The organism is Rhizobium sp. ZPR4 (genome assembly GCF_040215725.1).
Classification (GTDB): domain Bacteria; phylum Pseudomonadota; class Alphaproteobacteria; order Rhizobiales; family Rhizobiaceae; genus Rhizobium; species Rhizobium rhizogenes_D.
Window position 1 is genome coordinate 1,205,799 of sequence record NZ_CP157968.1, and the last position, 12,263, is coordinate 1,218,061.

Genomic DNA, 12,263 nt, shown 5'->3' on the forward strand with positions numbered 1-12,263 from the left:
TCAAAGCCAGTTGATACGCTTCAGGATATAGAGGGTGACGACGGAGGTGACCGCGACCAATACGACGATAATGACGAATGCCCAGGTATCGTTGACACCTGGAATGCCGCCGACATTCATCCCGAACAGGCCGGCGACGACGCTCGGCGGCAGCAGGAGGGCGGCAAGCGCTGCAAGCCGGTTGGAATTGCGGGCGATGCGCTCGCTGATGACGGTCGAAAGGTCGTCATGCAGGATGCCCGTCCGGTCGCGGATCGCGTCGAGATATTCGATGCAGCGCATCAGCTTGTCGATGACCTCGCGCATGCGAAGCTTGTCGCGTTCGGCAAGCCAGGGAGCGTCGTCGTGTTCGATGCGGTTGAGGGCATCGCGTTGCGGCGAAAGATAGCGTCTCAGCTGCACGGCACGCCTGCGAAGCAGCTTCAGTCGTTCGCGGACTTCGGCGGCCTCGCCGTGGAAGATCAGTTCATCCAGCTCGTCAACTTCCTCATCCATTTGATCAAGAACGGGTTCCAGGTCCCTCACGAGCTTATCGCTGACGAGCGCAAGCAGTTCGCCGGTGCGCTTCGGGCCTTTGCCCTTTTCCAGCGCCTGGCGAATGTCGCGAAGCGCGGTGATGTAATGGCCGCTGTCACGCAGCGTCACCACACGATTTTCGTCCACCCAGGCATGCAGGGGAACGAGATCCAGATCTTCGGCTGTCTCTTCGGCGTCCTCGGGCGGGGCGGCGCAGACACCACGAAGAATGATCAATAAGCCATCGTCGACCGGCTCGACGCGCGGCCGCGATTCATCTTCCAGGAGCGCATCGGCGACGAGCGGATCGAAACCGCCACTTCGCGTTACCCATGCCGCGGCGGCCTCATGGTCACGCTCCAGGTGAACCCAGAGTATTCCGTCCGCGGGCTTCCAGCTCTGCAGGCCGGCAGCACCTATGTTACGACAGCCGCCATTGCCGTCGAGAAGGACGGCGAAACGTATGCCGGGCTCGGCGCCGTAGCTGAGTTGAACCTTCTGGCTCTCGACCTCCATCCGCTCCCATCCTCCCCCGAGTGTAAAAGGAAAGCGAAATCATGCAGCTATTTTCAATAGTTCTAGCACCGAGGACGATGAGGTGGAACCGGAGTCTGCGATGAAAGCTCGTCTCTGATGTCAGGCACTCATTCTGCAGCCGTCACGGTGAGACAGCTGTCTATGATCGTACGGATTTCGGCGCGGCAGGAGCCGCAATTGGTTCCGGCATTGAGCTCCTTGCCGACGGCTTCGACGCTGTGACAGCCGCCCCGAATGGCCGCGACGATCTGGTTGACGCCCACGCTGAAGCAGGAACAGACCGTAGCGCCGGCGTCGATGGTATCGGCGCCCGGTCTGCCTGCGATGAGAGCAAACCTCTTCCTCAGATCGCTGTGCGATGCCGAGAGCTGCGCGATCGCCCAGTTTCGCGCTACCGCAACCGGCTGGCGGGCTACGAAGAGAGCGGCAAGCAGCCGTTCGCCATCGAAGAAGGCGAGGCGCAGGTCTCCGGAAGCCTGATCTGCATAGCCGAGCGGCTCGAGGTCGGCTGGTACATCGAATGTCGAGCGGCACCAGCCGATCCAGTCGTCCGGCGTCCTGTCGAATGCAAGCTCGGTCCGCCAGCCGCCATCGGCCTTGGCGAGCGCCCAATAGGCACAGTTGAGATCGCGGGGCTTTGCTGCGGAGACCGCGAAGCAATAATGCGATGCCTGGAAGCGCCGCGCACGGACCGCGACATTCTTCGAAGCGGGCTGGCCGGAAAGAGGGTCGGTAACCGGGGCGACCACCGTGTCGATGCGGGCTTTGGCGGCAAAGCTATCGTTCCAATGCATCGGCACGAACAGACTGCCGCGCGCCTGCCGCTCGGTCACCAAAGCACGAACGATCACCCTGCCATGCGGGCTTTCTATCTCGATCAGGCTCGCTTCCGCGACACCGATCTCGATCGCGTCGCGCGGATGGATTTCGGCAAAGGGCTCGGCGATATGGCCAGACAGGCGGGCGCTCTTGCCGGTGCGCGTCATCGTGTGCCAGTGATCGCGAACGCGACCGGTGTTGAGGGTGAGCGGAAAGCGGCTGTCGGTTCGATCGCTTGCCGGCGGCTCGATGGCGATGAAGCGGGCCTTGCGATCGGGATGATAGAACCCGCCGGCTGCGAAAAAGCGCGTGAGCTTCGGCGGCGCTCCGGCAGGCTGCGGCCACTGGAAAGGCTGTAGCGCGTCGTACTCCTCCGGCACGATCGCGCCATAGGCGCCGATGTCGAAGTCGCGGCTGCCGTCATTCTCGAAGCCGGAGAGGCCTGCGTGCTCGGCGAAGATCTCGGCATTCGTCGCAAAGGAGAATGCCTCTGAAAATCCCATACGTCGGCCCATCTCCGCCATCTGCCACCAGTCGGGCCTGGCTTCGCCCGGTGCCGTCAGAAATTGCCGCTGCCTCGAGATCCGGCGCTCGGAATTGGTGACGGTGCCGTCCTTTTCGCCCCAGCCGAGCGAGGGCAGCAGCACATGCGCGTGCCGCGTCGTATCCGTCTCGCGCAGGACGTCGGAGACGACGACGAAGGGACAGGCCTTGATGGCTGCCTCGACGGCATCGGCGTCCGGCATCGAGACCACCGGGTTGGTCGCCATGATCCACAGGGCCTTGATGCGGCCGTCGGCAACGGCGCGAAACATGTCGACCGCTTTCAATCCCGGTCTGGCGGCGATCCGCGGTGATTGCCAGAAGCGCTGCACCCGGTCGCGATCCTCGGCGCTCTCGATCGCCATATGAGCGGCAAGCATATTGGCGAGGCCGCCGACTTCGCGTCCACCCATGGCGTTCGGCTGACCGGTCAGCGAGAATGGTCCCATGCCGGGCCGTCCGATGCGGCCGGTCGCGAGATGGCAATTGATGATGGCGTTGACCTTGTCGGTGCCGGACGAGGATTGGTTGACGCCCTGGCTGTAGCAGGTGACGATCTTCTCGGTTTGGGCAAACAACCGGTAGAATTCGCGAAGCTGCATGGCGGGCAGACCGGTCAGGTCAGCCACGCGGTTGAACGACAGCGAACTGGCGGCGGTGAAAGCCTCGGCAAAGTCATTGGTGTGTTCGGCGATGTAATTCTGGTCGATGGTATTGCTTGTGATCAGATGCTCGAAAAGACCGAGGAAAAGAGCCACATCTCCATCGGGCCGGATCGCCAGATGCAGATCGGCGATATCGCAGGTCATGGTCCGGCGCGGATCGATGACGACGATTTTCATCGCCGGCCGAGCCGCCTTCGCTGCCGCCAGCCGTTGATAGATAACCGGATGGCACCAGGCGAGATTGGAGCCGGTGAGGATGACGAGGTCGGCGAGCTCGATATCTTCGTAGGTGCCCGGCACCGTGTCCGCGCCGAAGGCACGGCGATGGCCCGCGACCGAGGATGACATGCAAAGCCGCGAGTTCGTGTCGATATTGCCGGAGCTGATGAAGCCCTTCATCAGCTTGTTGGCGACGTAGTAATCCTCCGTCAGCAGCTGGCCGGAGACGTAGAAGGCAACGGAATCCGGTCCATGCTCGGCAATCGTCTCGCTGAAGCGTTTTGCCATGAGATCAAGCGCCTCATCCCAGCTTGCCCTTCGGCCGGCAATTTCCGGGTGGAGCAGACGGCCGTCTAGATCGACGGTTTCTCCGAGCGCCGAGCCTTTCGAGCATAGGCGTCCGAAGTTGGAGGGGTGGTCGGGATCGCCCTTGACGGAGACCTTGCCGTCATCGTCGACCCTGGCGATGACGCCGCAGCCGACGCCGCAATAAGGGCAGGTGGTTTTGGTTTCAATGGGCATGGAGCATGCCCGCGAAGCTTAGGGCCTGGGAGAATACCCCCCTCTGTCCCTGGGGGACATCTCCCCCACAAGAGGGGAGATCACATGGTGCCACTATCGCCGATTTCTTCGTTTCGGTTCGATGAAGGTGGCTTCTCGCTCCGGCCAATCTCCCCCCTTGTGGGGGAGATGTCAGCGAAGCTGACAGAGGGGGGTGATTTTTCCCACGCAACCTCATCCTCACTCCGCCGCCATCATCAGGCTTTCGAGCGCGATGAAGAGAGCGCCATCGTCGTTGCGGATGGGAATGGTTCGCACCTCGCCCTGGTCAGCGCCAAGCGCCTTGCCGGTTTCGAGCGAGATCACCCAATTGTGCAGCGGGCAGGTCACAGCCGTACCGTGAACGATCCCCTGGGAAAGCGGGCCGCCCTTGTGCGGGCAATGATCCTCGATGGCGAAGACCTCGTTTTCGGCCGTGCGGAATATGGCGATCTTGCCCTGCGGAGTTTTCACGCAGCGAGCGCCGCGCAGGGGAATGTCCGAGATATCGCCGATTGCATGCCAGGTTTCCTTTGGCCAGGTCGTCATATCAATCTCCTCATTCGGCGGCCTGCGGGAAGCCGACTGTCGCCATCGGCTTGAACTCATGCTTGTCCTTGCCGGACACACGCTCCGACCAGGGATCGACCTGCGCGAACTTCTGGCTGAAGACGAAGCGCTCGTAGTAGCCCTTGCGCTTCTCGTGATCCTGCATGATCTGGCGGCGGATCTCGTCGAGGCCTATGCGCTTGGCCCATTTGTAAATGCGTTCGAGATAGCGACCTTGCTCGCGATACATTTGCGTCAGCGCCACGATATGCTCCAGTGCCTCATCCTCGGTCTTGACGAGGCCCAGAACTTCCGTGCCCTTGATGTCGAGGCCGGCCGCACCGGCGAAGTGGATTTCGAAGCCGCTGTCGACACAGATGACGCCGATATCCTTGCAGGTCGCCTCGGCGCAGTTTCGAGGACAGCCGGAAACGGCCATCTTCAGCTTCGCCGGTGTCCACGAGCCCCACATGAATTTCTCGATGCGGATGCCAAGACCGGTCGAATCCTGCGTGCCGAAGCGGCACCAATCGGAGCCGACGCAGGTCTTCACCGTGCGCAGGCCCTTGGCATAGGCCTGACCTGAGATGAAACCGGCCTTGCCGAGATCGGCCCAGACGGCGGGCAGATCCTCCTTCTGGATGCCGAGCAGATCGATGCGCTGACCGCCGGTCACCTTCACCATCGGAATCTCGAACTTGTCGACGACATCGGCGATGGCGCGCAGCTCGCCGGAATTGGTGACGCCGCCCCACATGCGTGGCACCACGGAATAGGTGCCGTCCTTCTGGATATTGGCATGCACGCGTTCATTGATGAAGCGCGACTGGTAGTCATCGGCATATTCGTCCGGCCAGTCGCAAACGAGGTAGTAGTTCAGGGCTGGGCGGCATTTGGCGCAGCCGCAGGAGGTCTTCCATTCAAGTTCCTGCATAACCGCAGGAATGGTCTTCAACCCCTTGGCCTTTATCAATCTTCTGACATCGTCGTGGCCAAGCTCGGTGCAGGTGCACATCGGCTGGACGGCTTTGGGATTATAGGCATCGCCAAGCGTGATCGACATCAGCTGTTCGACAAGGCCCGTGCAGGAACCGCAGGAGGCTGAAGCCTTTGTGTGAGCGCGCACATCGTCGAGCGATGTCAGGCCCTTGGAAGTAATGGTCGAGGTAATCTTGCCCTTGCAGACGCCGTTGCAGCCACAGATTTCCGCATCATCCGGCAAGGCTGCAACGGCCGCCATAGGGTCCAGCGGCGACCCTCCCTGATAGGCCTGGCCGAAGATCAAGGTTTCGCGCATCTCAGAGATATCGGTTGCCTTCTTCTTCAGGTCGTTGAACCAGGCGCCGTCACCCGTCTCGCCGTAAAGCACGGTGCCGATGATCCTGTTGTCCTTCAAGACCAGGCGCTTGTAGACGCCTGCTGCAGCATCCCGCAGAACGATCTCCTCGCGGTCGTCGCCATCGGCGAAGTCGCCGAGCGAAAACAGATCGATGCCAGTCACCTTCAGCTTTGTCGGCGTGTCCGAGTGCACGAAGGCGGCGCCGGTTTCACCTGCCAGATGCGAAGCGGCGACACGTGCCATTTCGTAGAGAGGTGCGACGAGGCCATAGACCATCCCGCCGACCTCGGCGCATTCGCCGAGCGCCATGATGGAGCCGTCTGAGGTCTGCATGCCGTCGTCGACGACGATGCCTCGGTTGACGGCGATACCTGCCTCCTTGGCAAGGCCGATATTGGGGCGGATGCCGACGGCCATGACGACGAGCGTGGCCGGGATCACCCGTCCATCATCGAGTTCGATCCCCTCGACCTTGCCGTCGCCGACGATGGCTTTGGTATTGGCCTTGGTGATGACCTTGATGCCGCGTTCCTCGACGGCCTTTTGCAGGAGATAGCCGGCGGCCGGATCGAGCTGGCGTTCCATCAGCGTGGGCTGCACATGGAGAACGGTGACATCCATTCCACGCAGGCTAAGGCCGGCCGCCGCTTCGAGACCGAGCAGGCCGCCGCCGATGACAATTGCCTTTTCGCGCGATTGCGCGGCAAGCAGCATCGCCTGCACGTCGTCGAGGTCGCGATAGGTGATGACCCCGCGCAATTCCTTGCCCGGAACCGGAATGATGAATGGGACGGAGCCGGTCGCGATCACAAGCTTGTCGTAGCTCTCGGTCACGCCATGATCGGAGGTGACCGTCTTTGCAGCCCGGTCGATGGCGACGATCTTGTGCCCCTTGTAGAGGGTGATGCCGTGCTTGATGTACCAGCCGTCGCCGTGGATGATGATCTGCTCGTAGTCCTTTTCGCCGGAGAGAACAGGCGACAGCATGATGCGGTCGTAGTTCACGCGGGGTTCGGCGTTGAAGATCGTGACCTCATAGAGGCCGGGCGCTTTTTCCAGCAGATGCTCCAGCATGCGCCCTGGCGCCATGCCGTTGCCGATGATGACGAGTTTCTGGGTCATGATATCACTCCGCGGCTTCGACGAAGCGGTGGCGTTCGTAGAGGAACTTCAGCACGGCTTCGCGGCATTTGAGGTAGGTTCGGTCGGAGGCAAGCTCGATGCGGTTGCGCGGCCGCGGGATCGGCACTTCAAGGATATCGCCGATATGGGCGGCCGGACCATTGGTCATCATGACGATGCGGTCGGAGAGCAACACCGCCTCGTCGACATCATGGGTGATCATCACCATGGTGCTGCCGAGGCGAGCGTGAATTTCCATGACCGCATCCTGCAGATGAGCGCGGGTGAGCGCGTCCAGCGCCCCGAAGGGTTCGTCGAGCAAAAGAATCTTCGGCTGCATGGCAAGCGCGCGGGCAATGCCGACACGCTGTTTCATGCCGCCGGAGATTTCCGAGGGACGCTTGTCCTTGGCGTGCGCCATCTGCACGAGATCGAGGTTGCGCATCACCCAGTCATGGCGCTCGGCCTTGGTCTTGGTGCCGCGAAACACTTTCGAGACAGCGAGATTGACGTTCTCGTAGACGCTGAGCCAGGGTAGCAGGCTATGGTTCTGGAAGACCACGGCCCGATCCGGGCCGGGCGCGTTGACTTCACGGTTTTCAAGCAGCACCGCGCCGGCTGATACCGGCGTCAGGCCGGCAATGAGGTTCAAAAGGGTCGACTTGCCGCAGCCGGAGTGACCGATGATCGAGACGAATTCGCCCTTGTCGATGACGAGTTCGATGCCCTTCAGCACTTCGGCGCGCTGGCCGCCGCGATCGAAATATTTGTCGATATGATCGAGCTTCAGATAGGCGCTCATAGGGTTCTCCTCAGTTGCTCGTCATGCCACGGGTCACGACGGCACCAAGGCCTGCGACCAGACGATCGAGGACAAAGCCGGTGATGCCGATATAGGCGAGCGCCACGATGATGTCCGGCAGGCGCGAGGAGTTCCACGCGTCCCAGATGAAGAAGCCGATGCCGACACCACCTGTCAGCATTTCGGCGGCGACGATTGCCAGCCAGGAGAGCCCGGCGCCGATGCGCAGTCCGGTGAAGATGTAGGGGGCGGCCGCCGGCACCATGATGCGGAAGAAGAATTCGATCTGGTTCAGCCGCAGCACCTTGGCAACATTGCGATAGTCCTGCGGAATGTTGCGCACGCCGACCGCCGTGTTGATGATGACGGGCCAGATCGAAGTGATGAAGATCACGAAGATCGCCGACGGGTTGGAATTCTGGAAGGCCGCGAGCGAGAGCGGCAGCCAGGCAAGCGGCGGCACAGTGCGCAGCACCTGGAAGATCGGGTCGAGGCCGCGCATCGCCCAGACCGATTGCCCGATCACCGCGCCGATCAGCACGCCGGCGACCGCAGCAAGGCCGAAGCCATAGGCGACGCGTTGCAGGGAGACGAGCACGCGCCAGGCAAGCCCGATATCCTGTGGTCCATTGTAGAAGAAGGGATAGACGATGAGGTCATAGCTTTCCTGCCAGACCTGCGATGGCGGCGGCAGGCTGGCGCCCGGCTGTTCACAGAGCAACTGCCAGATACCAAGCAGAAGTACCAGGACTACCAGGGGCGGCAGGACGCTACGCAAGACCGAGACAGCGATACGACCTGGATCGATGCGCCGAGCCGGGCGGGCCGCCAATGTCACGACATGGCTCTTTGCGGGAGCAGGCGCTTGCGCAACGGCGGCTTGCTGTTTGCGGGCGGTTACGGACATTGAACGAATCCTTTTTGGAAGAGAGTGCCGAGCATTACGACGCCACCTTGATCGAGAGGCTTTCGAGGTATGCAGTGGGGTTTTCGGGGTCGAAGACCTTGCCGTCGAAGAAGGTTTCCTTGCCGCGCGAGGTCGATGCCGGAATGTCCGATGCGGCAACGCCGAGATCCTTGGCCGCGTCGCGCCAGATATCCTGACGGTTGACCTGGCCAACCAGTGTCTTGATGTCGGTGTTGGGTGCGAACTTGCCCCAGCGGATGTTCTCGGCGATGAACCAGGCGTCATGGCTCTGATAGGGGTAGGAGACGCCACCCTTCCAGAATTTCATGTAGAGGTCTGTGCCCTTGGCGACACGGCCGTTGCCGTAGTTGATGTCGCCCTTCAAGCGGCCTAGCACGTCCTTGGGTGGAACATTGAACCATTGCCGTTTGCCGAGAATGGTCGCCATCTCCTCCTTGTTATCCATGCTGTCGCACCATTGCTGGGCTTCCATGATGGCCATAAGCAATGCCTTGGCGGCATTCGGGTTCTTCTCGATCCAGTCGGCGCGCATGCCCAGAGCTTTTTCCGGGTGGCCTTTCCAGATCTCGCCGGTCGTGCAGGCAGTAAAGCCGATGCCCTGATTGACGAGCTGTTCGTTCCAGGGTTCGCCGACACAGAAGACGTCCATGTTGCCGACCTTCATGTTCGCCACCATCTGCGGCGGCGGCACGACGATGGTCGAGACGTCCTTGTCGGGATGGATGCCACCAGCAGCCAGCCAATAGCGGATCCACAGATCATGCGTGCCGCCCGGGAAGGTCATGGCCGCCTTGATCTCCTTGCCTGCGGCTCTTTTCGCGTCGAAGGCGGCTTTGAGCTTGGATGCGTCCAGCTGGACGCCGGTTTCTGCATATTCCTTTGCGACCGAGATGCCCTGGCTGTCGTAGTTGAGGCGGGCGAGGATCGCCATCGGCACGGGTTGGTTGTTCTGCGTCACCTTGCCGGTATGCATGAGGTAGGGGAGTGGCGAGAGGATATGGGCGCCGTCGATGCCGTTCGCCGCGCCGCCAAGCACGAGGTTATCGCGCGTCGCGCCCCAGGAGGCCTGCTTGGCGACATCCGTGTCGGGAAGGCCGTGCTTTTCGAACAGGCCCTTTTCCTTGGCGATAACCAGCGGTGCGGCATCCGTCAGGGCGATGTAACCAAGCTTGACCCCAGACACTTCCGGTCCCGACGTTGCTGCAAAGGCACCGGAAGGGAAGGCCGCCTTGACCGCGCCGATCAGGGCAGCCGTGGCGGATGTCTTCAAAAGGTTGCGGCGCGTAACACCACCGGACAGGATCTTCTTCACTTGCAGTTCCCCTTGTTTTGCTCGTGACGCGTGGAATTCGGACATAAAAAAACGCCGCTCGGTCGATGCGGCCCGGGACAGGAAAGGAATCCTCGGGGCAAGAACCTTGCGACGTCGATGTCTTGGCGAGCGCGTTTTCCGCGCATTGCGTGCCTCGATCGCCGTTGATCGAAGCGAAATTAAATAAGCAAGCCGCGTGCCAGTTTTTGGCGGCGATGCCATGATGTTGTAATTACTCAATTATTCAGGAAGGTGATAAGATGGCATGCTTTTCAGGCAGTTGCGATTTCTGCAAATATTTTGAGCGGATGCCGCTCCCACGGCTTTCGATCCTGCGCTTATTCTGTGCAGCGCAGCATAACTGGAAGCTAGATTTCGTCGCTCGAAGGCCGCATCGCGCTTGTCGTTTTCACGGCAAATCCGGCGATATAGGCGGCGATCTCGGCAGGATCGAAGATATGCCCGTCCATGAAGCGGTCGCCATCCCTGTCGCCCTCGATACGGATATCTGCATCATCAGGTGACACCTCGTTGCCGAGTGCCAGCCGATAGAGGTCGGAACGGTAGGCTGAGGCTGCCATCTTCATGTTCTGCTCGGAAAGTGCGCTTTGCCCCCAGCGTATCATCTGGCTGAAGATCCAAAGCGCTTGGCTGGGGCGGGGATAGTTGGCAAAGCCGCCATGGAAACTGAAATATCTGTCGATGATGCGGCGATGGCCCCTCGCATCAAGATTGAATTCGCCCGCCAGCACATGGCGGATGATGTGGACGGGGGCCGCGATATAGCGTTGGTCGGCAAGCGCTTCGGCAAGGGCATCATGATTTTCCGCCCGGTCGCACCAACGCGCCGCCGCGTCGAGTGCCACGATGAGGCGCGAAACGGTTTCGGGATGGCTTTCGGCCCATTCCGGGCGCATGCCGATCACCTTTTCCGGCGCAGAGGGCCAGATATCCTGTTTGGCCGCGACGATGCGGCCGACGCCTCGTTCGGATGCGACCATGTTCCAAGGCGCGCCGACACAGAAGCCATCGATGGCGCCGGCGGCAAGCGCATCGGATGTAAGAGGCGGCGGCACGACGACAAGCTTCACGTCGCGGTCGGGATCGATGCCGCCGGCGGCCAGCCAATAGCGGAATTCGTAATTATGCGACGAGAACGGATAGGTCATGCCAAGCGTTGGCGGCTGCTCTCCGCGCGCCTTCATGGTTTCGACCACTTTCGCAAGCGCCTGCGAATTTTCCAATGCGCTTGCCTGATCGGAAAGGCCTGTTTCTTCGCACATGCGGTCGAACAGCCGTGTCGATAGTGTAATGGCGTTGCCGCCGCAGCCAAGCGAGAATGGCGTAATCGTGGGCGAGGGGTTCGAGCCAAGCCCGAGCATGGCTGCGACCGGCATCGGCGAGAGCATATGGGCGATGTCGAACTGGCGAAAGGCAAGCCGGTCGCGGACATTGGCCCAGGAGACGTCCTTGACGAGATCGAGAGCGATCCCCTCCTTGCGGGCGAAGCCGAATTCCGCAGCTGCAATCAGGACAGACGCATCGACGAGTGGAATGAAGCCTGCCCGCAATGTGCGCGGGCCTTCGCTGATAATCTGGGCAGGTGCCGAAGGATTGCTGTCGCCTGCCTTTTGGGCTTTGGCGGAACGGGTTGCTTGCACTGTCATATTCACTCCGATGCCTCCCCTTCGAGGGCGACGGACGAGATGGGGCTCAATGCGCTCACATCAGCAACCCCGCTGCCGTCACGACGCTTTGCGCGATCTCGGACATCTTCTTCTTTTCGTTCATGGCCGTCTGCCGCAGCAGCGCGAAAGCTTCGTCTTCCGAAAGGCCGCGCATCTTCATCAAGATACCCTTGGCTCTCTCGACGATCTTGCGTTCTTCAAGTGCCGACTTGGCGTCCGCCAGCTCCCGCTGCAGCCGGCTGAAGGCATTGAAGCGGCTGACGGCCATATCGAGGATCGGCTTGACCCGCTCCTTCTTGAGGCCATCGACGATATAGGCCGAGACGCCGGCCTCGACGGCCGCCTCGATGGAGGCCGTGTCGGAGCGATCGACGAACATGGCGATCGGCCGCCCTACCGTCCGCGTCAGCTGAAACAGATGCTCCATCATGTCGCGGTTCGGATTCTCGAGATCGATGATGATGACGTCGGGGCGAAGCGTCTCGATCGTGCGTGCGACGCCCTGTACTTCGTGGATGACCGTCACGCGCGCATGGCCAGCCTCCCGCAAACCCTCCTCGATGATAGAGGCGCGGATCGCATTTTCATCGATCACAAGAATGGTCAGATCGAGACGGCTCATGCCGTCTTTATGACGCAACGCAGCAAAGCGGGCAAGTGGTGTTCGATGAAATATTAGGCGAA

Annotated in this window: 9 protein-coding genes; all 9 read right to left on the minus strand. The window is 61.2% G+C overall.

The features are described from left to right. On the minus strand, window positions 1-1,032 hold the full coding sequence (locus ABOK31_RS25170) for a CorA family divalent cation transporter (RefSeq protein WP_349959413.1): 1,032 nt from the start codon (window positions 1,030-1,032) through the stop codon (window positions 1-3). Between the two features lie 128 nt (window positions 1,033-1,160). Further along, window positions 1,161-3,821, minus strand: coding sequence for a molybdopterin-dependent oxidoreductase (locus tag ABOK31_RS25175; RefSeq protein ID WP_349959415.1), 2,661 nt, complete (start codon window positions 3,819-3,821; stop codon window positions 1,161-1,163). Window positions 3,822-4,040: 219 nt separating this feature from the next. Then, window positions 4,041-4,388, minus strand: coding sequence for a nitrite reductase small subunit NirD (gene nirD, locus ABOK31_RS25180; RefSeq protein WP_349959417.1), 348 nt, complete (start codon window positions 4,386-4,388; stop codon window positions 4,041-4,043). A gap of 10 nt (window positions 4,389-4,398) precedes the next feature. Next, complete coding sequence (gene nirB, locus ABOK31_RS25185; RefSeq protein ID WP_349959419.1) at window positions 4,399-6,849, minus strand: nitrite reductase large subunit NirB; 2,451 nt, start codon at window positions 6,847-6,849, stop codon at window positions 4,399-4,401. A 4-nt stretch (window positions 6,850-6,853) separates the two neighbouring features. Continuing rightward, a complete protein-coding gene (locus ABOK31_RS25190; protein WP_075853956.1) occupies window positions 6,854-7,651 on the minus strand; it encodes an ABC transporter ATP-binding protein in 798 nt (265 codons plus the stop codon). 10 nt (window positions 7,652-7,661) lie between these two features. Next, complete coding sequence (ntrB, locus tag ABOK31_RS25195) at window positions 7,662-8,558, minus strand: nitrate ABC transporter permease (protein WP_349959421.1); 897 nt, start codon at window positions 8,556-8,558, stop codon at window positions 7,662-7,664. Window positions 8,559-8,592: 34 nt separating this feature from the next. After that, the gene (locus ABOK31_RS25200) at window positions 8,593-9,891 is read right to left on the minus strand and encodes an ABC transporter substrate-binding protein (protein ID WP_174173256.1); all 1,299 of its coding nucleotides are present in this window, start codon (window positions 9,889-9,891) and stop codon (window positions 8,593-8,595) included. A 368-nt stretch (window positions 9,892-10,259) separates the two neighbouring features. Next, window positions 10,260-11,558, minus strand: a complete 1,299-nt coding sequence (locus ABOK31_RS25205) for a CmpA/NrtA family ABC transporter substrate-binding protein (RefSeq protein ID WP_349959422.1) — start codon at window positions 11,556-11,558, stop codon at window positions 10,260-10,262. Window positions 11,559-11,613: 55 nt separating this feature from the next. Then, window positions 11,614-12,201, minus strand: coding sequence for an ANTAR domain-containing response regulator (locus ABOK31_RS25210; RefSeq protein ID WP_092706529.1), 588 nt, complete (start codon window positions 12,199-12,201; stop codon window positions 11,614-11,616). Window positions 12,202-12,263: the final 62 nt, after the last annotated feature.

Bases quoted from the DNA above. Each gene is read 5' to 3' on its own strand.
- ABOK31_RS25170 (WP_349959413.1), bottom strand. From the start codon at position 1,032: ATGGAGGTCGAGAGCCAGAAGGTTCAACTCAGCTACGGCGCCGAGCCC.
- ABOK31_RS25175 (WP_349959415.1), bottom strand. From the start codon at position 3,821: ATGCCCATTGAAACCAAAACCACCTGCCCTTATTGCGGCGTCGGCTGC.
- nirD (WP_349959417.1), bottom strand. From the start codon at position 4,388: ATGACGACCTGGCCAAAGGAAACCTGGCATGCAATCGGCGATATCTCG.
- nirB (WP_349959419.1), bottom strand. From the start codon at position 6,849: ATGACCCAGAAACTCGTCATCATCGGCAACGGCATGGCGCCAGGGCGC.
- ABOK31_RS25190 (WP_075853956.1), bottom strand. From the start codon at position 7,651: ATGAGCGCCTATCTGAAGCTCGATCATATCGACAAATATTTCGATCGC.
- ntrB (WP_349959421.1), bottom strand. From the start codon at position 8,558: ATGTCCGTAACCGCCCGCAAACAGCAAGCCGCCGTTGCGCAAGCGCCT.
- ABOK31_RS25205 (WP_349959422.1), bottom strand. From the start codon at position 11,558: ATGACAGTGCAAGCAACCCGTTCCGCCAAAGCCCAAAAGGCAGGCGAC.
- ABOK31_RS25210 (WP_092706529.1), bottom strand. From the start codon at position 12,201: ATGAGCCGTCTCGATCTGACCATTCTTGTGATCGATGAAAATGCGATC.